The sequence below is a fragment of the Rhodoferax sp. U11-2br genome (genome assembly GCF_018619435.1).
Classification (GTDB): Bacteria; Pseudomonadota; Gammaproteobacteria; order Burkholderiales; family Burkholderiaceae_C; genus Rhodoferax.
Map to the genome: position 1 here is coordinate 1 of NZ_JAHFZF010000033.1, position 20,050 is coordinate 20,050.

Sequence of the window (20,050 nt, forward strand, 5' to 3'; positions counted from 1 at the left end):
GTCGGGGGCTGGGCATGGGGGTGGTCCTCGGATAAAAAGCAGGGTCGCAACGCTTGGGCGCAGGCTTGCACTTTACGTCATCTGGCACGAGGTTTTGGCTGTTGGGCTGTTGGTGTGTGGCCCTGGATGGGGATCAGTGAGGGCAATGGCCCAGCAGATGTGGGCACCAAAAAGCTACAGTAAACAGAGCTACCAGTCCTTTTTGTAAAAGGGCTGGTAGCCAATTTCTTATAAACCACAGCCACGCAGCAGCAGGCTCACCACATGTTCGGTGGCACGCGCTTGTTCGTCCGGGGTGAACTCGGTTTGCCCCAGCACCGCGCAGACCTGCACCTCAAAGTCGGCATAGGTCTGGGTGGCCGCCCACAGGGTGAAAAACAAATGGATCGGGTCGACTGGCGCCAAACGGCCACTGCGCACCCACTGGTTGATCACCTCGGCTTTGGCCAGCACCAGGGGGCGCAGCTCGGTGGTCAGCAGCTGTTTGACCACCGGCGCGCCGTGCAAGAGTTCATTGGCAAACACGCGTGAGGCGTGGGGCCGCGCCATCGCCAGCGCCATCTTGGCGCGGATATAGGTCTCGATCGCGGTTCGGGGATCGGCCTCGGGGGTGAACACTTCGGTGGGCACCAGCCAGTCTTGCAGGGTGTGGGCCAGCACCGCGCGATACAGATCCTGTTTGGCGCCAAAGTAGTAGTGCAGGTTGGCCTTGGGCAAACCGGCCTCGTCGGCAATCGCGGCCATGGTGGCGCCACCAAAACCGGCACCGGCAAACACCCGCTCTGCCGCCGCCAAAATGCGCGCCTCGTTGGCCTGGCGGATCTGGCCCTTGGCGCTGTCGTCGAGGGTCGGCTGGAGTTGGCTGCGTTGGAGCGGTGTCATGGTCAATCAAAAAAGGGTCTTACCCTGCCGGATAAGACCCCAGAAGTGTAAAAGCAGGCGCCTTACTTGGCCGATGCTTCCCACACCACGTGGCTGTAGGCAGCTTGGCCCGGATCTTTCTTGATCACCGGTGAACTGCCTGCGGCCAGCAGCACCTTGACCGTGCGTTCATAAGCTGCGGGCTCCAGGTAACCGATCTTGGCGGTACCCGCGTTGCTGATCAGCTTGGCCACGTTTTCCATCTGGCGTTGCTGCACTTTCTCAGAAGCACTGCCCGATAGGTCGTTGGCGACCACAATCTTGGCGGCCTCGGCCGGGTTTTTCACCGCGTCGTTCCAGCCCTTGAAGGTGGCTTTGAGGAACTTGCCCATCTTGGCCACAAAAGCCGGGTCTTTGAGTTTGGCTTCCATCACATACAGGCCGTCTTCGAGCGAGGCCACGCCTTCTTTCTCATAGAAGAAAGTGACCAGGTCGCTCTCCTTGACACCTGCGTCCACCACCTGCCAGTACTCGTTGTAGATCATGGTCGAGATACAGGCGGCCTGGTTTTGCAACAGCGGGTCGACGTTGAAGCCTTGTTTGAGGATCTTGATATCGATGCCGGGCTTGTAGCCGAGCTTGGCCATCCAGTTCAGGAACGGGTACTCGTTGCCGCCGTACCAGACACCCAGGGTCTTGCCTTTGAAGTCTTTCGGGCTGCTCACGCCGCTGGCCTTTTTGCAGGTCAGCATCAGGCCGGACTGGTTGAACACCTGGGCGATGTTGACCAGCGGCACACCGGCTTCACGCGCAGCCAGCGCGTCAGGCATCCAGTTCACCACCACGTCGGCGCCATTGCCGGCAATCACCTGCACCGGCGAGATGTCGGGGCCACCGGGTTTGATCGTCACATCCAGACCGGCGTCTTTGTAATAACCCTTGCTTTGCGCCACGTAGTAACCGGCAAACTGCGCCTGTGGCAGCCACTTGAGCTGCACGGTGACCTTGTCGGCCGCGCTGGCGCCCATGCTGGCAGTCACGCCACACACGGCCAGCACCGCAGCCATCAGGCCGCTGGAGAACTTGGAAGAACGACTCATGGCAAAAGCTCCTTGGGGTTGAAAAAAATCGTCAGAGTCCGCGCACCGAGGGGTGCCAGAACGCCACCCGTCGCTCACACTGCACCAGCAGTGCATAGACCAGTGAACCGGTCACGGCCGCCACCACAATGGCGCTCCAGACCAGGGGCATGTTCATGCGCGAGGCCTCGGTCGAAATTCTGAAACCCAGCCCGGCGGTGGGTGAGCCAAAAAACTCGGCCACGATGGCCCCAATCAGCGCCAGCGTGGCGTTGACCTTGAGTGCCCCAAAAATAAAAGGCATGCTGGCTGGCAGACGCAGCGCCAGCAAGGTGCGGCCGTAACTGGCGGCATAACTGAACATCAGCTCGCGCTCCAGCTTGCCCGCTGCTTTGAGCCCGGCCAGGGTCGAGACCATCATCGGGAAAAAGGTCATCAGCACCACCACCGCGGCCTTGGACGGCCACTCGAAGCCAAACCACATCACCGCAATTGGGGCCACCGCCACCAGCGGCACGGTGCTGGTGAGAGATGCCAGCGGCAGCAGGCCACGCTGCAAAAACGGTAGCCGATCAATCGCTACCGCCACGGCAAAACCCAGGCCCGAGCCAAGTGCCCAGCCAATCAACACCGCCTTGAGCACGGTTTGCACAAAGTCACCCCACAACACCTCGCTGTGTTCACCGAGGGACTGCAGGATCAGACCCGGCGGTGGCAACAACACACGTGGCACCTCAAACGCCACCACCAGCAGCTGCCAGAAGTAGAGGACCCACAGGCCAAACAGCGCTGCGGTGGCCGTGCCCAGCCAGCGGCTGCCATCCAGGGCGGCCAACAGGCGCACCGACTCCACCGCCAGCGCCGCGATGACCAGACCGGCCAACCAGAACACCGCATCTGGTGAGCCGCCTTCGGGCAGCTTTCCTTGTGCGGCTGGATGGATGAACAACAAACACGCCCCCGCCAGGCTGCACACCGCAAACACCAGGGCTTTGACCAGCGAGAGTTTCATGTCTGGCCCCCGCGGCGACTCAGCACCAGTTTTTCCACCCCAGCCACCGCCAGTGTCAGCGTCAGCCCCAGCAAGGCCGACATCACGAGTGCCGACCAGATCTGCACCGTGTTGCCGTAGTAGGAGCCGGTCAGCAGCCGTGCACCCAGGCCGGCCACCGCACCGGTCGGCAACTCGGCCACCATGGCGCCAACCAGTCCAGCGGCAATGCCCACGCGCAGCGCCGGGAACAAAAACGGCAGGGAGGCGGGCAGCCGCAACAACCACAAAGCTTGCCACTTGCTCGCGGCGTAGGTGTGCAGCATCTCAGTCTCAATCTTTTGGGGTGAGCGCAGGCCCTGCACCATCGCCACCGTCACCGGGAAGAAGCACAAATACATCGCGATCACGGCCTTCGGCGCCACGCCCGAGAAGCCCAGGCTACCCAGGATCACCAGCACAATCGGCGCAATCGCCAGCACCGGCACACTTTGCGAGGCGACGATCCAGGGCAGCAAGGCGCGGTCCAGCGTGCGTGAATGGACGATCAGCACCGCCAGCACCAGCCCGAGCAGGGTGCCCAGTACAAAGCCCCACAGGGTGGATTCAGCCGTCACCGCCACATGAAACAGCAGGTTGCGTGGTGAGTTGATGGGCCAGTCCACCAGGCTGCTCCAGAAATCACGCGCCACCTGGTGCGGTGTCGGCAAGACCGGGCGCTGCATGTCCATGGTGGCTGCCAGCAGCTGTTGCCAAGTCCAGGGCGTGTCGGTCGGCAGCACCCGCTCAATCGCGCCAGGCGCGTTCATGGCCACCGCAGCGACATACCACAATACCAAAATAAATAGCAGGATGACCAGCACCGGAAAGGCCTTGTGGCCTGTTTGACTCACAAAACCGGCTGGCTTAGCCATGGTGTCCGTCAGCCAGGGCTTCGCGCACCTCATGCGCCACCGCCACAAATTCAGGTGTGTCGCGCAGGCCAAGATGCCGCTCGTTGGGCAGCGGTGAGTCAATCACCTTGACGATGCGCCCGGGGCGCGGCGACATCACCACAATCTTGGTCGACAGGTAGACCGCCTCGGCAATCGAGTGGGTCACAAACACCACGGTGCGGCGTTCGCGCTGCCAGAGCTGCTGCAGCTGCTCATTGAGCCGGTCGCGGGTGATTTCGTCGAGCGCACCAAAGGGCTCGTCCATCATCAATATCTTGGGCTCAAACGACAGCGCCCGGGCGATGGACACCCGCTGCTGCATGCCGCCGCTGAGTTGCCAGGGGTATTTGTTCTCAAAACCTTTGAGCCCCACACGCTCCAGGTGCTCGATGGCGATCACTTTGCTGTCGGCCTTGGAGCGCCCCTGGATCTGCAGCGGCAGCGTCACATTGGCCAGCACCGTGCGCCATGGAAACAAGGCGGGTGCCTGAAACACATAACCGTAGGCACGCGCTAGGCGCGCTTCATGCGGGCTGACCCCGTTGACCAGCACCTGGCCGGCGCTGATCGGCTCCAGATCGGCAATCACCCGCATCAGCGTGGTCTTGCCACAGCCCGAGGGGCCAATCAGCGAGACAAACTCCCCTTCACGGATGTCCAGATCAATGTTGTCCAGTGCATGTACCGGTGTATCGGCAGTGGGGTACACCACGCTGGCCTGTCGAATCGCCACTGCCAGCCGTCCCCCTGGGGGTGGGCTGAGCTGGGACAGTGGTGATGAAGCTTGAGGGTGTTTCATGGGCACGGAAAAAGGGAACGTTGCACCAAAAAGCAGCCTTGTTTTCAAGAATCTAACCAGTTGGTCAACTTATGACAGGAGGCTTAGCGAGTTTCGTGCCAGTGAGTTTGGGGTGAAACACCTGACCCCACATCGGGACAAACGCGCAGAGGATGTTTTATTTGCTGGCGTCCAGCGCCATGTTGCTCCGGCGGCCAGCGTGGTCACAATCACGCTCTGTTCTACAAAGGGGGCAGACATGTTGCCATTCGGTGTCACGCCGCGGCGTGTTGGCGGTGCGGTACTGGTGTTGCTGCAGTTTTGTTTGTTGCTCTGGCTGGCGCTGATGGCAACACCCACGCTGATGCAAGCTGGCATGACACTGCCGGGCTGGTTGCTGGTGGGCCTGTCAGGCGGGCTCGGCGCTTGGACCTTGTGGCACAACCGCTTGGGCAACTTCAATGTTCACCCCGAACCCAAAACCCATGGCCAACTGGTGACCACCGGGCCGTACCGGCTGATCCGCCACCCGATGTACACGACCGTGTTGCTGCTGGCAGCAGCGCTGGCACTGGTGCCAGCTCATGCGCTGGCGTGGCTGATCTGGGTGGCGCTGTTCGGCGTGTTGCTGACCAAGGCGCGTTTGGAAGAGGACTGGTTGTGCGAGCACCATCCTCTTTACGCCAGCTACCGCCAGCACAATAAGCGTTTTGTGCCCTGGTTGTTCTGAGGTCCCTGGGTGATGGCCTCAGCGGCCATCGTTCCAATCTCGGTGGTGGTTTTGCCAGTCATCACGCCGGTCGTCCCTGCGGTCGTCGCGGCGATCCCAGCGGCGATCCATGCGGTGCTCCCGGGGACTGTCCTGGGTCAGGATGACCGGGTACAGGTGACGCGCTGGCGCCAGCAGCACCGGTGCCTGTGGCACATAACGGGGTGTGCTGTCATACACCGTGGTGTACATGTTGTGCGCCGATGCCACGCTGCCAGCTACCGGGCTGATGTTCAGCGGGATCGTGCGGCCCGGGTCATGCGGCATTTGCACTTGGTAGCGTTTGCCCGCGTAGTCATAGACCACGTTGTAAGCGGCGACACGGCTCTCATACGTGGTCTGCGTTGTGCAGCGCTGCACATTTTGCAATTGTGGTGCTGACGTGCCTTCGATACGGTCACCCAGGATGGCGCCGCCCATCAGCCCCACCATGGTGGCCACCGTCCGACCACCGCCATTGCCAATGGCGTTACCCACAGCGCCGCCGGCAATGGCACCGATGACCGCGCCAGCGCCCGACTTGGGTTGTTGTACTGCCACCTGTTGCACCGAACACACCTGGCGTGGCACAGCCACCTGCTCCAGCATCGGTGTGGAAGAGATAACACGGCCCACGTCTTGCGCCATGCCAGAGGCACTGGCAGCCAGAGCGGCGAGGAACAGCAGGCGTTGCTTCATGAGGGTGACCTTGCAATGTGTTGAACAGGTCTTCATGCTGCCTGGGCGGCCCGTGCTTTAGACGTCGCTGCTGTAAAGGGGCCGTAAAGAGTGTGTCCGGGCGTAGGACCCGCTGCAGCCTGAGTTCAACGCATGCTGCGGTGGTAGCTGCGCAAGATCAGTGCAGAGAGTTTGAGGGGCGCAAAACGCAGCCAGCCTGGCAACCAGTCTGGGGCGCTCAGCGACACCCGTGTGGCCCAGCGGGTGTAGGGCCGCAACCAGCTGGTTTTTTCAACAAAACGACGTTTATCCAAGGTGTGTGCCTAGTTAAGCCATGAAAACCATGGCGTGCCAGCTGGTGAGCAGCTTCTGCTTTTCTTCATCCGTGATCTTGCGGGCCGCTTGCTGCTCCTCGAGCTGTTGAAGCAAAGGCCGCAAATCCGTCTGTTTGAGACGCAGCTCGGGCGGTGTCACGCGATCTTCGATCAGCTTGGCGAACTCGTACTTTTGCACACGCTGGGACTGCGAGGAGGACTGTGTCAGCGTGGCGTCGACCAGTGTATCTTTCTCGTACGCCAGTTGCACTTGGCTGCTGTTGTTGTCCTCAATCTGGTGGTAGGTGTAGTTTTGGGAGGCGGTCTCATCCTCCAGCACAGGCGGCTTTGACGAATTAAGTGACTGGTGGTAAGCCGCACTGAGTTCTGCGGTTTGGGTTTGTGTGATGGCCCGGTTGTCCCGGGAGCTGCCAGAGACCGCCGTGGTCTGGTTGATGGCGTAGACAAAGCTGTCCAGCTCCATGGTTTTGCGTGGATTGGAGGCACGCGGTGTGGCACTCAGCTTGGCATCAAAGTCAGCCAGACCCGTCAGCCAGCTTTTGTCGGCGTCGCTCCGGGCCTCGGCATCGGTGCGCGGGTCGACAGGCGCCGCGACCCGCGCTGCACGGGTCGTGTCGCTGAGCTCTTGCGAGCCATATCCGGCGTTCATGGCCACGAACGTGGACTTGAACATGTCCACCAGATCAGCGCTGGCGTGCCCACGTTGCGCCGCTTGGTCAATCTGTTGCAGGTACTGGCGCACCGCGTGGGCTTTTTGTTCACCACTGCCCCACAGCGCTGGCTGGCGCAAATCCGTGCTCATCTTCACATCGCCGTCAGGGCGCCTGAGTTGGATCTCCTGGGTGTTGGCATCTGCCTTGAAACTGGCCCCCAGCTTTTCATAACGCAGACCGTGTTCGTCGCGGCCATAGATACTGGTCGTCAGTTCCAGCTTGGCAATCACCTTGCTGTCAAACTGGGTCAGTCCGGCCAGATCGACCTGTGTGGCATCCCCTGCAAGACCTTGAATGGCTTTTTCAAACCCGCTGGCCAGGGACGTCAGTGCTGCTCGCTCTGCCTCGCTGAGTTCACCCTCCACGATCACTTCGACCGAGATGCCTGTGCCATTGAGGCCTTGCTCGCTTTGGTCAACGATGGCGAGGCGGACCTGGGCACCGGATTGGGTCTGGATGCTCAGTTCCACCCTGGCAGTCGGCGTGCTCTGGAATCCCGCCAGGGCATTCGCCGCCGTCGTCTGAATTTTCTGAGCTGAATCCGGTGCACGCACATTCACGACGGATTGCCGGTAGCTGCTGCCATGGCTGCCCACCTGCTCCAGCAGTGCGCCACCCAGGCCGGCTAGCCGCGCTTGAGCGGTCAGCTGAGTGGTGTTGCGCCCCATCAACTGCCCCAGGGTATTGTTCGATGCCTGCTCCCACACCTGCATCTGCCCACCCTTCACACGAATGAGGCCCTGCGGGCCATAGGTTGCCTCGGTGGCGTTCAAGCTGGCGGGTATCTGTGTCACGTGCAGGAAGGGCTCTACGTCTGCTGCGACTTGATCGGGCGAGTTCACCGACACCAGCGTGCTGGTGGGGGGCACCCATGTCAGGGCGTTGGCACTTTTGACCGCCACAGCGGTCGCCGTGGTGTTGGTGAGGCGCTGGTTGATCCAGGTGGCAGGCAGTGAAGGTGGGTTCAGGGTCAACATCAACGGGTTTTTTGCAGGCTGTTCTTGACTTATCGGCAGCCTCGCCCCAAGCTGAAGTTGAAAGGGTTTGTTTGTGCCAGCGCCTGGCCTTCAGTGTGCCCCTGCCGCCGCATCGGCGCCACCACCACCGCGCACATGGCGCGTCAGAAACACCAGCGGGATCATCGCCAGAAACACCACGGCCGAGGCAAAAAAGATGTCGTTGGCCGCCAGCATATAGGCCTGCTGGTTGGCCAAGCGGTCAATGGTGGCCAGCGCCTGGTCATGGCTCAGGCCCCCCGCAGCCAGCCCCGACAAGGTGCTGTTGGTGGCGCTGCTGCCCAGGTTGACGTATTCACTGAGCTGCGCGTGGTGCAAGGCAGCGCGGTCCTGCCACAGCGTGGTGGCAATCGAGGTGCCAAACGAGCCTGCGGTGATGCGCACAAAGTTCGACAAACCCGAAGCGGCCGGAATGCGGTCGGGCGACAGGCCCGACAGTGTGATCGTCATCAGCGGGATGAAGAAAAACGCCATCGCGATACCCTGGATCAGGGTCGGGACCATGATGGTGCCAAAGTCGGCCTGGGTATTGAAATTGGAGCGCATCCACAACACCAGCCCAAACACCATGAAGGCAAACGCGGCAAAGTGGCGTGGGTCAAACTTGGAGATGTTTTTACCCACCACCGGTGACAGCAGCAGCGCTGCCAGCCCCACCGGGGCCAGGATCATGCCCGCTTTGGTGGAGGTGTAACCCATGTACTGCTGCAGCCACAGTGGCAGCAACACCACATTGCCAAAAAACAGCCCGTAACCGACCGACAGGGCCAGCACACCGGCCCAGAAGTTGCGCCGTTTGAACAGGGTCAGGTCGACCACCGGGTGCTCCTCGGTCAGCTCCCAGATCAGGAAGGCCAACAGCCCGACCACCGCCACCACCGCCAGCCCCACAATTTCCTGCGAGTGGAACCAGTCCAGCTCCTGCCCCTTGTCGAGCATGATCTGCAGCGAACCCACCCAGATCACCAGCAGTGCCAGGCCGACCGAGTCAATCGGCAGTTTTTTGGTCTGCGTCTCACGTTTGTGAAAAATGCTCCAGGTGATGAAGGCTGCGCCACAACCGACCGGGATGTTGATGAAAAAGATCCAGGGCCAGGAGATGTTGTCGGTGATCCAGCCCCCCAGCAGCGGCCCCATCACCGGGGCGATCAGCGTCGTCATTGACCACAGCGCCATCGCCACCCCGGCCAGGGCCGGTGGGTAACTTGAGAGCAGCAGTGCTTGCGACAGAGGGATCATCGGCCCGGCCACCAGGCCTTGCAACACCCGAAACAGGATCAGCGTGGTCATGTTGGGCGCCAGGCCACATAACCAGGAGGTCAGCACAAACAACAGCACACTGGTGACAAACAGGCGCACCTGGCCAAAACGCTGTGATAACCAGCCGGTCAGCGGCACCGCAATCGCGTTGGCCACACCAAAACTGGTGATGACCCAGGTGCCCTGGTTCGGGCTCACGCCCAGGTCCCCGGCGATAGCTGGCAGCGACACGTTGGCAATCGAGGTGTCCAGCACGTTCATGAAGGTGGCCGCCGAGAGCGCCAACGTGCCCCACAGACGGGCGGAGCCGCTCAGCGGCGGTGGGTGCTTGTAAGCGGCAGCGGGCGTGGAGGAAGACATGGGGGATGCCAAAAAAGAAGTGGACGGCTCAGAGCTTGGCCTGGACCTTGGTGGAGGACGCGTGGCCCAGGTTGGCTGCAATCACACGCTTCACCAAGTCATTGGCGGCTTCATCGGTGTAGGTCAGCGCGGTCGTGGGGGTGGCCACGCGCGGTACATCGGCCAGGGCCAGACCATCGGTGTTGCTGACATCCACCTCGGCGGTCATCGACAGACCCACACGCAGCGGGTGCTCTGCCAGCTGTTTGGCATCCAGCGCCATACGCACCGGCACGCGTTGCACCACCTTGATCCAGTTGCCGGTGGCATTTTGTGCCGGCAACAGCGAAAACGCGGCACCGGTGCCTGCACCCAGACCACTCACGGTGCCGGTGTAGCTGACTTTTTTGCCGTATTGATCAGCCACCAGCTTGACCGGCTGGCCGATGCGGATGTTGCGCAGCTGCACTTCCTTGAAGTTGGCCTCAACCCAGACATTGTTCAGCGCAATCACCGACATCAGCGGTGTGCCTGCGCCAACGCGCTGGCCCAATTGCACCGTGCGTTTGGCCACGTAGCCATCCACTGGCGACAGCAAAGCGGTGCGTTGGGTGGCCAGAAAGGCCTCGCGCAGGCGGGCTGCGGCCAACTGCACGCTGGGTTGCTGCTCGACGCTGGCGCCTTCGGTCAGCGTCTGGTTGCTGTTGAGTTGTTCACGGGCGGTGACCACGCCGGCCTGGGCGGCAGCCAGGGTGCTTTGGGCGCTTTCCAGCTGTTGTTGCGCGTGTTGCAGTTCTTCCTGGGACACCGCGCCGTTGCCGCTGAGCGACTGGCGGCGTTTGAGGTCGTCGCTGGCGCGCGCCACGTCCACCTTGGCCTTGCTGATGTCGGCCTCACGCAGGGCGATTTGGGCGCTCAGCGTGGTGTTGTTGGCGTACAGCGTGCGCGCCTGGCGCACTGCCTGGGCCAGTGCCGCCTGGGCCTGGTCGAGCGCGACCTTGGCGTCGGCCGGGTCCAGCTGCACCAGCGTTTGCCCGGCTTTGACAAAGTCGGTGTCGTTGGCCAGGATGCTTAACACCGTGCCGCCGATCTGCGGCGTGATCTGGATCACGTCGCCCTGCACATAAGCGTTGTCGGTTTCCTCGTAGTGGCTTGCCACCAAATACTCATAGGTGCCCCAGCCCAGACCGGCCACGGCGACCACGCCTGCCAGAAGGGTCAGGCCCCGTTTGCGTTGGTTGGCCTTGCTGCTGCTGGCTGCGTAGGTGTTCGGGGTGTCAGTCATGATGGTGATTCCTGTCGATGGCGGTCAAATATTTGAATAAAAATGGGCTCTAGCCCTTGTATGGGTTGGGCTAATAGCTATCTAAAAAGTAGTGTCTAGTTGGGCAGATCGGCACTCGGGCTGAAGCCGCCGCCCAGGGCGCGGGCCAGTGCCACCTGGTTTTGCAACGAGCGGGTGGCCAACTCGGTCGCCTGGCGGCGCTGCGCCAGCACTGCTGTTTCGGCACTCAAGACCTGCTGGGCGTTGAGCAGACCACTGCGAAAACGTTGTTGCGCGGCGGCATAGGCGTCTTGCGCGGCCTGGGCGGTTTGCGCCTGTTCGGCCTGCTGGCGCGTGATCGCCTGGCGTGAGGCCAATTGGTCGGCCGCGTCATGCACCGCGTTGATCACTGCGCTGTTGTAGCTTTCCACCGCCGCGTCGCGGTCGGCGGTTTTGCCACCCAGATTGGCACGCAGGCGGCCACTGTCAAACAGCGGCAGGCTCAGCGCCGGGCCAACACCCCACTGCTCGCTGCCCGACTTGAACAACTTGTCGAAGCCGATGCTGGAGAACCCGGCAAAGGCGGTGAGGTTGATGTTGGGGTAGAACTGGGCGCGGGCACTGTCCACACTCTTTTCCGCTGCCTGCACCCGCCAGCGGGCGGCGGCCACATCGGCGCGCTGGCCCAACAGGTTGGTGTCGAGCTGGTGGCCAAGTGCTATGGGTTTGATGGCGGACAACGCTTTAGGTGCAAGGGCTAGAGGCTGATTTGGTGTGCCAATCAGCGCCGCCAGCGCGTTGCGTGTCAGGGTGATCTGCTCGTCCAGCGTTTCGAGTTGCAGGCGCGCGTCGGGCAGGGCGCCCTGGGCTTGGCGCAGGTCGAGCGGGGTGTCCAGCCCAGCCTTGACGCGGTCTTGCACCAGCTGCAGCGTCTGTTCACGCTGGGCCAGTGTGCGGTTGGCCACATGGCGTTGTTCCGTCAGACCCACCCAGGCAAAGTAGCTCTGCGCCACCTGGGCAGCCAGCAGCACGCGGGCGGCCTGGGCATCGGCCTGGGCGGCGCGCTCGTTACCCAGTGCGGCTTGCAAGGCAGCGCGGTTCTTGCCAAAAAAGTCGAGTTCCCAGCTGCCTGCCAGCTGGGCGGTGCCGCTGCCACGCACGGTGCCGGCCAGTGGTGCAGGAATGGCGCCGTTGGCGGTGTAGAGCTGTTGGGTCAGGTTCAGTTGTGCATTGAGCTGGGGTTGGCGTGCGGCGTCGCTGAGCTGGCTGGCGGCTTGGGCCGCAGCGATCCGGGTTTGGGCCAGTTTGAGACTGGGGTTGGCTTGCAGCGCCTGCGCCACCAGCTGATCCAAGGTGTCGTCGCCAAAGGCACGCCACCACTGAGCGTCCACCGCAGGTGCCGGGTTGGTGGCCGCGCTGGCCAGCCCAACGTCGGTGGCGCTGCGCAATGTGGACTGGGCCGTGATGCCCGAGAAGTCGGCACAACCCGCCAGGCTGCCCAGCAGCAAGGTGGCGGCCAACAGGTGTTTGTTATTTTTTGTCATGGGGTTCTTTCTCGGCCTGCAAAGTCTGGGCGGTGTCCAGAATGCGGCGCAGGTAACTTTTGAGGGTTTGCCATTCCTCCAGCGAGAAACCGGCCAGATAGTCGTTCTGGATCTTGCTGAGGGTGACGGGGATGTCTTGGGCGGCCGCGATGCCGGCCGGTGTCAGCTCGATGTGGACCACCCGGCGGTCTTCCTGCGAGCGCACCCGCTGGCACAAACCTTTGATCTCCAGCCGGTCCAACATGCGTGTGGTCGAGCCCGCATCGTGACCACATTCACGCGCCAGTTCGGCCACGGTGGTGGCACTGCCGCGGTACAGCTTGAAGAGCGGCATCCACTGCGCGTTGGTCAGCCCGGTGGGTTCGAGTTCGCGCGCCACACCTTCACCCACCAGGTTCAGAATGCGGCGCATCAGGTAGCCCACGCTGTCGTTGGGGTCGTAAGACTGTGCGTTGTAGAACGCCACAGCGGGCGCTGGTGTGGCTTCAGGCGCGGTGGTGGCTTGGGGTGCGGGCTTGGTGGTCATGGCCCGGGATTATGATTGCCTAGGCAATGATTGTCAAGTCATCCTTTGCCGAGGCAATCAAGACCCCTTCGCCAAAGGGGTTGTGGCACCCACCGGGTGCCAGCTTTGCTTGTCAGTCGATGCCCATCTGGTCCAATGCGGCGGCCAGCTGCGCCACGCTGCGGTCGGCGTTGTGCAGCTTGTCCAGGCCAAACAGGCCAATGCGGAAGGTTCTGAAGTCGGCGGGTTCGTCACACTGCAGCGGCACACCGGTGGCGGTTTGCAGGCCTTGCGCCAGAAAGTTCTTGCTGTTCTGGATGTCCGGGTCGGTGGTGTAACTCACCACCACCCCGGGCGCCTTGAAGCCCTCGGCTGCCACACTCGGGAAACCACGGCTTTCCAAGAGGGCGCGCACCTTGCTGCCCAGCGCGAGTTGCTCGGCGCGTACTTTCTCGAAACCGTAGGCACGGGTTTCCTGCATCACATCACGCAGGCTGATCAGCGCGTCGGTGGGCATCGTGGCGTGGTAGGCGTGGCCACCGTTTTCATAGGCTTCCATCATCTGCAGCCACTTTTTGAGGTCGCAGGCAAAGCTGGAACTGGTGGTGCCCTCAATCGCGCTGCGGGCGCGCTGGCTCAGCATCACCATGGCACAGCAGGGTGAGCCACTCCAGCCCTTTTGGGGTGCGGTCACCAGCACGTCGATGCCGGTGGCTTCCATGTCGACCCAGATCGTGCCCGAGGCCACACAGTCCAGCACCATCAGGCCGCCGACCGCGTGCACCGCTTCACTGACCTGGCGCAGGTAATCATCAGGCAACAACATGCCAGACGAGGTTTCCACATGCGGGGCAAACACCACGTCGGGTTTTTGTGCGTGAATGGTGGCCACCACCTCGTCGACTGGGCAGGGTATCCAGGGTGACTGGCTGTGGTCGCTGGTGCGCCGGGCCTTGAGCACGGTGGACGCAGCCGGGATCTGGCCCATGTCAAAAATCTGGGTCCAGCGGTAGCTGAACCAGCCGTTACGAATCACCAGCACCTTTTTGCCAGTGGCAAATTGCCGCGCCACCGCCTCCATGCCAAAGCTGCCGCTGCCGGGAACAATCACCGCCGACTTGGCGTGGTAGACCTCTTTGAGGATGCTGGAGATGTCACGCATGGCGCCCTGAAAGCGCTGGGACATGTGGTTCAAGGCGCGGTCGGTGTAGACCACCGAGAATTCAAGCAGGCCGTCGGGATCGATGTTGGGCAGAAGACCGGGCATGGGAAAACACTCCAAAAAAGATAGGAAGTGTCAGCTTAGCACGCTGGGCCGGGCCCGCCTTTTCGCCTGTATCAGCCACACCGGGCGGCAAACACCCGGCCCTTCTGCAGGTCGATGTTCAGCCGGTCAGGCCGCACATCCATGGTGCCCGGGTAGCTGTGTTGGTCCTGGCGATAGCGCCGCAGCAGCAACTGGTGCTGTTTGGCAAGCTGCTCGGCATGCGCAAACGATTGGCCAACGATGGTCAGCGCCACCGACTCACAGGAGTCCCCTTTGGCCGAGTCGCCTGTGTGAAGAATCAAGGGGGCACCAGCAACACCTTGTGCCGAGGCCGCCAGGCACAGGCAGCAAGCGAACAAGCAGGACATCGTTTTCATGCCTGTCAGCCCTGGAGTGGTCGGCGGGTGCTGCGGCCGCTGGGTGATCAGAAGCCGTGCACGTAGCGCACACCCAGGCCAAACTGGGTGGGTGCACTGGCGTCGTGACCGGGTTGCAACTTGACTTGCGCCAGGGCCGTCAGCCGCCCGCCAAGGCGCATGGGGGTGCTGTAGGCCAGTTCCAGGTCGCGCTGGGTGCCAGTGGGGCGCAGGTTGAGTGATTGGGTGGCGTATTGCAGCGAACCGTCTTCCTGACTCTGGGCCACCGCAGTGGTCACCTGCATGCTGCCGGACGTGGTTTTCAAAGGCATGGACAGCGTGAAGCCCAGCTGGTCGCCGTCACGCAGGATGTCCTGCCTGGCCAAGCCCAGGCTCCAGGCCATGGAACTGGAGGCGCTGGCGCCGTCAATCAAAGAGCTGCGGGCGTTCTCATAGGCGGCGGTGCGTCCCAGCGTGGCCATTGCTGAAAAATGGCTTTTGGGGGCAATGGGCACGGAACCCGCCAGGGTCACAAAGCTGGTGCTGGCCCGTGCGCCCAGGCCCAAGGCGCCCGAACCGGTCATACCCAGCACCGAATTGTCTTCCTGCAGCCGACCGATGGTCATGACACCGGTGACATCACCAAAACTCTTCTGCAATTCCATGGTCGCCAGCGAGCGGGCGATCACCGGCGCAGACAGGTTCAGCAGGGACGAGGCGTTGGCGCTGTTCTGCGACACCATGCCAAAACGCACAATGGTTCCGTTCTTGAGGGTGCTGCCGTAGCCAAAATGGGTGGCCGACTCGGCCAGCTCAAAGTAAGGTGCGCTGAAGCGGCTGCCTTCCCCATTCAGGCTCAAAGGCGCAAAACCGGTGGACTGCAGGCCAAAAAAGCTGGCGGCCGTCCCGCCGGTGCCAAAACCGTAAGAGGTGCCCCGGTCATTGGAAAAGCTGTAGCTCATTTTCCCCAGCTTGTTGGAAGACGTGGCGTTGGTGCTGCTCCACAAGTTCTGCACCAGGGTGGACTCGGCGTATTCAGCTGAGAACTTGACACCGTTGGCGCTGATGGTGGAGGCGGCTGCCGTGGGTGTGGCGGTGGTCTTGACCGTAGCTGAGCTCACGGCGCTGGACAGGTTGACCACAAAAGCCCGGTTGAACTTGTCGACCGCCAGGGTGTTGGTTCCTTTTAAACCCGAGGCCAGACCGGCCTTGGAGCTGGCCAGCGAGGAACCAGCGTAGCTCACCACCGCGCCGGTTTTGGTGCCGACATTCAGGCCGCCGATCGGCTGCAACGAGGCCCCCACATTGACCAGACCCCAGCCGTACATGCTGTCGGGCGTTTTGCGGGCAGCACAGACTGCCGCACTCACTGGGTCACTGCACAAATGGGTGGCCGACTGGAAAATGATTTGGGCGATGTCTGTGGCGGGCAGGAAATTCCAGTTGCTTTTGATCAAGGCCGCCTGACCCGCCACAATGGGCGTGGCCATCGAGGTGCCCGACATGTAGGCGTAGCTGCTCTGCGCATAGGGGGTGGAGTAGCTGGAAGCCACATTAACGCCAGGTGCAAACACCGTCCAGTTGGCCAGGGTTGGGTCGTAGTTGCTGAACGACGCGCGCCGGTTGTTGGCATCGAGCGCACCCACCGCAATGATCTGCCCCTTGGCCCAAGTGGCTTTGGCAAACGCGGCAGGCCAGCTGCCGCTGGCCCGGCCATCGTTGCCCAGCGCAGCGGTGATCAAGGTGCCCTTGGTCACCGCGTTCTGGATGTTGCTCTGCATGGCTGCGGCGTTGGAGCCCAAGCTCAGCGACAGGATGGGTGCCTTTTGCACATTCACCACCCAATCAATGCCTTTGCCAATGGTCACACTGCTGGAGCTGCCGGTGGTGAACACCTTGGCCATCACCAATTTGGCACCGGGCGCCACGCCCTCCAGCAAACCGCCGCTGGTGGTGCTGCCCGCAATGATGCCCGACACGTGGGTGCCATGTCCCACTTGATCGGTCACATCGGTGCCGCCGTTGAAGGCGTTGTAGGTGGCCACAACCCGGCCCTTCAAGGACGGATGGTTCACCTGCACCCCGGTATCCACCACGCCCACCGTCACACCGGTGCCATTGCCGGTGGCCAACTGGTTGGCGTAGGGTTTGTTGATCTGGTTGAGCCAGCCCTGATAAGAGCGGGCCGTCTTTTCTGCGGCAGTCGGTGCCGCCTTGACCAGTGTGGCGCCCGAGGTGACCGGTGTGGGTGTGGCCAGTGCCCGCAACTCGGTGCTGTCCTCTTCGGCCAGCTCCAGCGACAAGGGGTCTTCCTGAGCCAGTGCATGGCCGCAAAGGGCTGCCAGACCGGCTGCCGTGACGTAGTTGAGTTTGAACATATTGCATCCTTGAAGGTTCAGTTACCAAAAAGCAACGCAACACCAAAGCCGGACCATGTCGGTGGCCCGGTTCCGGCAACCCCGCTGGCATGGCACTGTGCGATCAGTGCCGAAGCCCGGTGGCTTTGCGTCCCTGACTTTCGTCAGGTTTGCCTGTGTCAGAGGGGTGGGGGCTCTTTCAGAGCATCCACGGCCGACAACGAAAAATTGCAATTCCAGAGAAAAGCGAGGTGAGTCTATGGGTTTGCACCCGAACCGGCAAAAATGTTGATAAAAACCAAGAAAAAATGACGGATATTAATGTTTATTGTTATTTGTAATTGTTTATTGTATTTAGAAGAAAAGGGTGGGCTAAGGAGATATGGGCGTATTGGCCACCTGCACAGCTTGCAACAACCAGTCCACAAACATCTGCAAGGCCGGTGGCTGGTCGTCACGCTCGGGGCAGACCAGCACATAGACGCGCCCGCTGGCCAGCGCTTGTGGGCTGGCCACCACCAGTTCACCGCGCGCCAGTTCGTCCTCCACCAGCAGCCTGGGCACCAGCGCCAGGCCCATGCCGTGCACGGCTGCGGCGGCGGTCATCGAAAACAGCTCAAAACGGGCGCCCGACAGCGCCTGGGTTGCGGCCACACCTTGCGCCTCGAACCACTGCCGCCAGGCATCGGGCCGGGTGCTTTGTTGCAACAGCGGCAGGCCCGCAATCGCTTCGGGCGACAGGCTGCTTGCACCTTGCAGCAGGCTGGGTGCACACACCGGCAGCACCACCTCGTCAAGCAGCTTGATGGCCCGGGTGCCCGCCCACTGCGCAACTTGCTCCGGCGTGCCGGCATACAGTGCGGCATCAAACGGGGTGTCGGCAAACATGAAGGGGCGGGTGCGCGTTTCCAGATGCACGGTCAGCTCGGGCTGATGACGTTTGAGGTCCGGCAGGCGCGGAATCAGCCAGCGGGTGGCAAAGGTCGGCACCGCTGCCAGGGGCAGGTTGAGCGCACCACTTTGGTGGCTCATCACATCAAGCGTGTCCTGCTCCAGCGCCTGCAGACGGACGGCCACTTGCGCAGCGTAGTCGCGGCCACGTTCGGTCAGCGTCACGCCGTGGCGGGTGCGTTTGAACAGGGCGACGCCGACAAAATCTTCCAGCGCGGTCAGCTGGCGCGACACCGCGCCCTGGGTCAGCGCTAGCTCTTGGGCGGCGCGGGTGTAACTCTGATGGCGAGCAGCAGCCTCAAGACAGGCCAGGGCTTGAAGGGATGGGATTTTTCTGCGCATGATATGTGCAATATACACAAATGCCATCAAAGCGGGCAGTGAGTCTGTTCATTTGATATAGCGTTACATCCTTATGAGTAGAGGGCTAGAACGCAATTGATCCGACATGCTTAGGTGAAAACAGAGACTCGTGTCAAACCCATACATGAATGAATCACATATCTGGGTGACAACAAATCGTTTGTGATGCACCGGACTGCGCGCTACCATGGCCGCCAAGCTCTGTGCTTTGCCTTGTGCGCACCCGTTTCACCATCCACCGAAAGACACCCATGGCTCACGCGACCTTCCATTGGCAAGACCCTTTTTTGCTGGAACAGCAGCTCACCGACGACGAGCGCATGGTCAAAGACGCCGCCGCCGCGTATTGCCAGGACAAGTTGCAGCCGCGTGTAATCGAGGCCTTTCGCCAGGAGCGGACCGACCCCGCCATCTTTCGCGAGATGGGTGAACTCGGCCTGCTGGGGCCAACGATCCCTGAGGCGTATGGCGGCCCGGCGCTGAACTACGTCGCCTACGGCTTGATCGCACGCGAGGTCGAGCGCGTCGACAGTGGCTACCGCAGCATGATGAGTGTGCAAAGTTCACTCGTGATGTTGCCGATTTTTGAGTTTGGCAACGAAGCCACGCGCCAGAAGTACCTGCCCAAACTGGCCACCGGTGAATGGATTGGCTGCTTTGGCCTGACCGAGCCCAACCACGGCAGTGACCCGGCCAGCATGCTCAGTCGCGCGGTCAAAGTGCCTGGCGGCTACAAGCTCTCGGGCAACAAGATGTGGATCTCCAACAGCCCGATTGCCGACGTGTTTGTGGTCTGGGCCAAAGAGGTGTCTGAGAGTGGCACGGTGGGGCCAATACGAGGTTTTGTGCTGGAAAAGGGCGCGCCAGGCCTGAGCGCCCCGGCCATCCACGGCAAGGTCGGCCTGCGCGCCAGCATCACCGGCGAGATCGTGATGGACGGGGTGTTCTGCCCCGAAGAAAACGCTTTCCCCGAGGTGCAAGGCCTCAAAGGCCCGTTCACCTGCCTCAACAGCGCTCGCTACGGTATCGCCTGGGGTGCTTTGGGTGCGGCGGAAGACTGCTGGTTGCGTTCGCGCCAGTATGTGCTGGACCGCCAACAGTTTGGCCGCCCGCTGGCCGCCAACCAGTTGATCCAGAAAAAGCTGGCTGACATGCAAACCGAGATTGCGCTGGGCCTGCAGGGTTGCCTGCGGCTGGGTCGGATGAAGGACGAGGGCACGGCGGCGGTCGAGATCACCTCGATCCTGAAGCGCAACAGTTGTGGCAAAGCCCTCGACATCGCCCGCCTGGCGCGCGACATGATGGGTGGCAACGGCATCAGTGACGAGTTTGGTGTGGCGCGGCACCTGGTGAACCTGGAGGTGGTCAACACCTACGAAGGCACCCACGACATCCACGCGCTGATCCTGGGGCGGGCGCAGACGGGGATTCAGGCGTTTTGCTGACGTTTAGGAACAGTAGGTGACACCTGCGTTGTCAGCTTTGACCCGCTGCATGCATTGGGTGCCTGACTCCGCGAATGTCCCCCGGCTTGGGTTAGCCCCAAGCCTCCTCCTTTATTTCGCTGCGTCAGACACCCAACGCACGCCGCTGGGCGTTTTGTGTCAGCGAAGGTTTTGGAAACCGGGCTTGGAGCCAACTTGTCCGCCTGCATCTGGTTTTCTGCGCGACGAACCCATCCGCCGTTTGGGCCATGCGGGCTTGGGCAGG

General features: G+C 61.9%; 18 protein-coding genes and 1 riboswitch. Of the genes, 2 read left to right on the forward strand and 16 right to left on the reverse strand.

What is annotated here, in order from left to right:
- Window positions 1–228 precede the first annotated feature (228 nt).
- From KKO72_RS17465 to KKO72_RS17485, 5 genes are all read right to left on the reverse strand, one after another.
- Window positions 229–882: a TetR/AcrR family transcriptional regulator gene (locus KKO72_RS17465; protein ID WP_214941905.1), complete on the reverse strand. Its 654-nt coding sequence runs from the start codon at window positions 880–882 to the stop codon at window positions 229–231.
- 62 nt (window positions 883–944) lie between these two features.
- Entirely contained in the window at window positions 945–1,961 is a 1,017-nt protein-coding gene (locus KKO72_RS17470) for an ABC transporter substrate-binding protein (RefSeq protein ID WP_214941908.1), read from the reverse strand.
- 31 nt (window positions 1,962–1,992) lie between these two features.
- Window positions 1,993–2,952 (reverse strand): ABC transporter permease, encoded by a 960-nt coding sequence (locus tag KKO72_RS17475; RefSeq protein ID WP_214941911.1) that lies wholly within the window; start codon window positions 2,950–2,952, stop codon window positions 1,993–1,995.
- Window positions 2,949–3,845, reverse strand: a complete 897-nt coding sequence (locus KKO72_RS17480) for an ABC transporter permease (RefSeq protein WP_251140748.1) — start codon at window positions 3,843–3,845, stop codon at window positions 2,949–2,951. The genes KKO72_RS17475 and KKO72_RS17480 overlap by 4 nt, the downstream gene beginning before the upstream one ends.
- The gene (locus KKO72_RS17485; protein ID WP_214941914.1) at window positions 3,838–4,665 is read right to left on the reverse strand and encodes an ABC transporter ATP-binding protein; all 828 of its coding nucleotides are present in this window, start codon (window positions 4,663–4,665) and stop codon (window positions 3,838–3,840) included. The genes KKO72_RS17480 and KKO72_RS17485 overlap by 8 nt, the downstream gene beginning before the upstream one ends.
- Window positions 4,666–4,903: 238 nt before the next feature.
- On the opposite strand from KKO72_RS17485, the gene KKO72_RS17490 reads away from it, so the two are divergent.
- Window positions 4,904–5,374, forward strand: a complete 471-nt coding sequence (locus KKO72_RS17490; RefSeq protein WP_214941917.1) for an isoprenylcysteine carboxylmethyltransferase family protein — start codon at window positions 4,904–4,906, stop codon at window positions 5,372–5,374.
- Window positions 5,375–5,392: 18 nt separating this feature from the next.
- Here KKO72_RS17490 and KKO72_RS17495 read toward each other — a convergent pair whose 3' ends face one another.
- From KKO72_RS17495 to KKO72_RS17545, 11 genes are all read right to left on the reverse strand, one after another.
- On the reverse strand, window positions 5,393–6,091 hold the full coding sequence (locus KKO72_RS17495) for a glycine zipper 2TM domain-containing protein (RefSeq protein WP_214941920.1): 699 nt from the start codon (window positions 6,089–6,091) through the stop codon (window positions 5,393–5,395).
- 125 nt (window positions 6,092–6,216) lie between these two features.
- On the reverse strand, window positions 6,217–6,384 hold the full coding sequence (locus KKO72_RS17500) for a hypothetical protein (protein WP_158081268.1): 168 nt from the start codon (window positions 6,382–6,384) through the stop codon (window positions 6,217–6,219).
- A 13-nt stretch (window positions 6,385–6,397) separates the two neighbouring features.
- On the reverse strand, window positions 6,398–8,095 hold the full coding sequence (locus KKO72_RS17505) for a hypothetical protein (RefSeq protein WP_214941923.1): 1,698 nt from the start codon (window positions 8,093–8,095) through the stop codon (window positions 6,398–6,400).
- Between the two features lie 90 nt (window positions 8,096–8,185).
- Entirely contained in the window at window positions 8,186–9,754 is a 1,569-nt protein-coding gene (locus KKO72_RS17510; RefSeq protein WP_214941926.1) for a DHA2 family efflux MFS transporter permease subunit, read from the reverse strand.
- A gap of 28 nt (window positions 9,755–9,782) precedes the next feature.
- Window positions 9,783–11,018 carry an efflux RND transporter periplasmic adaptor subunit gene (locus KKO72_RS17515; protein ID WP_214941929.1) on the reverse strand — a complete coding sequence of 412 codons (1,236 nt, stop codon included), beginning with the start codon at window positions 11,016–11,018 and terminating at the stop codon, window positions 9,783–9,785.
- 95 nt (window positions 11,019–11,113) lie between these two features.
- Window positions 11,114–12,541, reverse strand: coding sequence for an efflux transporter outer membrane subunit (locus tag KKO72_RS17520; protein WP_214941931.1), 1,428 nt, complete (start codon window positions 12,539–12,541; stop codon window positions 11,114–11,116).
- Window positions 12,528–13,067, reverse strand: coding sequence for a MarR family winged helix-turn-helix transcriptional regulator (locus tag KKO72_RS17525; RefSeq protein WP_214941934.1), 540 nt, complete (start codon window positions 13,065–13,067; stop codon window positions 12,528–12,530). The genes KKO72_RS17520 and KKO72_RS17525 overlap by 14 nt, the downstream gene beginning before the upstream one ends.
- A gap of 112 nt (window positions 13,068–13,179) precedes the next feature.
- Complete coding sequence (locus KKO72_RS17530) at window positions 13,180–14,313, reverse strand: aminotransferase class V-fold PLP-dependent enzyme (protein WP_214941938.1); 1,134 nt, start codon at window positions 14,311–14,313, stop codon at window positions 13,180–13,182.
- Between the two features lie 71 nt (window positions 14,314–14,384).
- Window positions 14,385–14,690: a hypothetical protein gene (locus KKO72_RS17535; protein ID WP_214941941.1), complete on the reverse strand. Its 306-nt coding sequence runs from the start codon at window positions 14,688–14,690 to the stop codon at window positions 14,385–14,387.
- 47 nt (window positions 14,691–14,737) lie between these two features.
- Window positions 14,738–17,047 (reverse strand): S8 family serine peptidase, encoded by a 2,310-nt coding sequence (locus tag KKO72_RS17540; protein ID WP_214941944.1) that lies wholly within the window; start codon window positions 17,045–17,047, stop codon window positions 14,738–14,740.
- 71 nt (window positions 17,048–17,118) lie between these two features.
- A riboswitch (cyclic di-GMP riboswitch) is annotated at window positions 17,119–17,211 on the reverse strand.
- A 187-nt stretch (window positions 17,212–17,398) separates the two neighbouring features.
- Window positions 17,399–18,319, reverse strand: a complete 921-nt coding sequence (locus tag KKO72_RS17545) for a LysR family transcriptional regulator (protein ID WP_214941946.1) — start codon at window positions 18,317–18,319, stop codon at window positions 17,399–17,401.
- A 272-nt stretch (window positions 18,320–18,591) separates the two neighbouring features.
- On the opposite strand from KKO72_RS17545, the gene KKO72_RS17550 reads away from it, so the two are divergent.
- On the forward strand, window positions 18,592–19,785 hold the full coding sequence (locus KKO72_RS17550; RefSeq protein ID WP_214941949.1) for an acyl-CoA dehydrogenase: 1,194 nt from the start codon (window positions 18,592–18,594) through the stop codon (window positions 19,783–19,785).
- Window positions 19,786–20,050 lie beyond the last annotated feature (265 nt).

Bases quoted from the DNA above. Each gene is read 5' to 3' on its own strand.
- KKO72_RS17465 (WP_214941905.1), bottom strand. From the start codon at position 882: ATGACACCGCTCCAACGCAGCCAACTCCAGCCGACCCTCGACGACAGC.
- KKO72_RS17470 (WP_214941908.1), bottom strand. From the start codon at position 1,961: ATGAGTCGTTCTTCCAAGTTCTCCAGCGGCCTGATGGCTGCGGTGCTG.
- KKO72_RS17475 (WP_214941911.1), bottom strand. From the start codon at position 2,952: ATGAAACTCTCGCTGGTCAAAGCCCTGGTGTTTGCGGTGTGCAGCCTG.
- KKO72_RS17480 (WP_251140748.1), bottom strand. From the start codon at position 3,845: ATGGCTAAGCCAGCCGGTTTTGTGAGTCAAACAGGCCACAAGGCCTTT.
- KKO72_RS17485 (WP_214941914.1), bottom strand. From the start codon at position 4,665: ATGAAACACCCTCAAGCTTCATCACCACTGTCCCAGCTCAGCCCACCC.
- KKO72_RS17490 (WP_214941917.1), top strand. From the start codon at position 4,904: ATGTTGCCATTCGGTGTCACGCCGCGGCGTGTTGGCGGTGCGGTACTG.
- KKO72_RS17495 (WP_214941920.1), bottom strand. From the start codon at position 6,091: ATGAAGCAACGCCTGCTGTTCCTCGCCGCTCTGGCTGCCAGTGCCTCT.
- KKO72_RS17505 (WP_214941923.1), bottom strand. From the start codon at position 8,095: ATGTTGACCCTGAACCCACCTTCACTGCCTGCCACCTGGATCAACCAG.
- KKO72_RS17510 (WP_214941926.1), bottom strand. From the start codon at position 9,754: ATGTCTTCCTCCACGCCCGCTGCCGCTTACAAGCACCCACCGCCGCTG.
- KKO72_RS17515 (WP_214941929.1), bottom strand. From the start codon at position 11,018: ATGACTGACACCCCGAACACCTACGCAGCCAGCAGCAGCAAGGCCAAC.
- KKO72_RS17520 (WP_214941931.1), bottom strand. From the start codon at position 12,541: ATGACAAAAAATAACAAACACCTGTTGGCCGCCACCTTGCTGCTGGGC.
- KKO72_RS17525 (WP_214941934.1), bottom strand. From the start codon at position 13,067: ATGACCACCAAGCCCGCACCCCAAGCCACCACCGCGCCTGAAGCCACA.
- KKO72_RS17530 (WP_214941938.1), bottom strand. From the start codon at position 14,313: ATGCCCGGTCTTCTGCCCAACATCGATCCCGACGGCCTGCTTGAATTC.
- KKO72_RS17535 (WP_214941941.1), bottom strand. From the start codon at position 14,690: ATGAAAACGATGTCCTGCTTGTTCGCTTGCTGCCTGTGCCTGGCGGCC.
- KKO72_RS17540 (WP_214941944.1), bottom strand. From the start codon at position 17,047: ATGTTCAAACTCAACTACGTCACGGCAGCCGGTCTGGCAGCCCTTTGC.
- KKO72_RS17545 (WP_214941946.1), bottom strand. From the start codon at position 18,319: ATGCGCAGAAAAATCCCATCCCTTCAAGCCCTGGCCTGTCTTGAGGCT.
- KKO72_RS17550 (WP_214941949.1), top strand. From the start codon at position 18,592: ATGGCTCACGCGACCTTCCATTGGCAAGACCCTTTTTTGCTGGAACAG.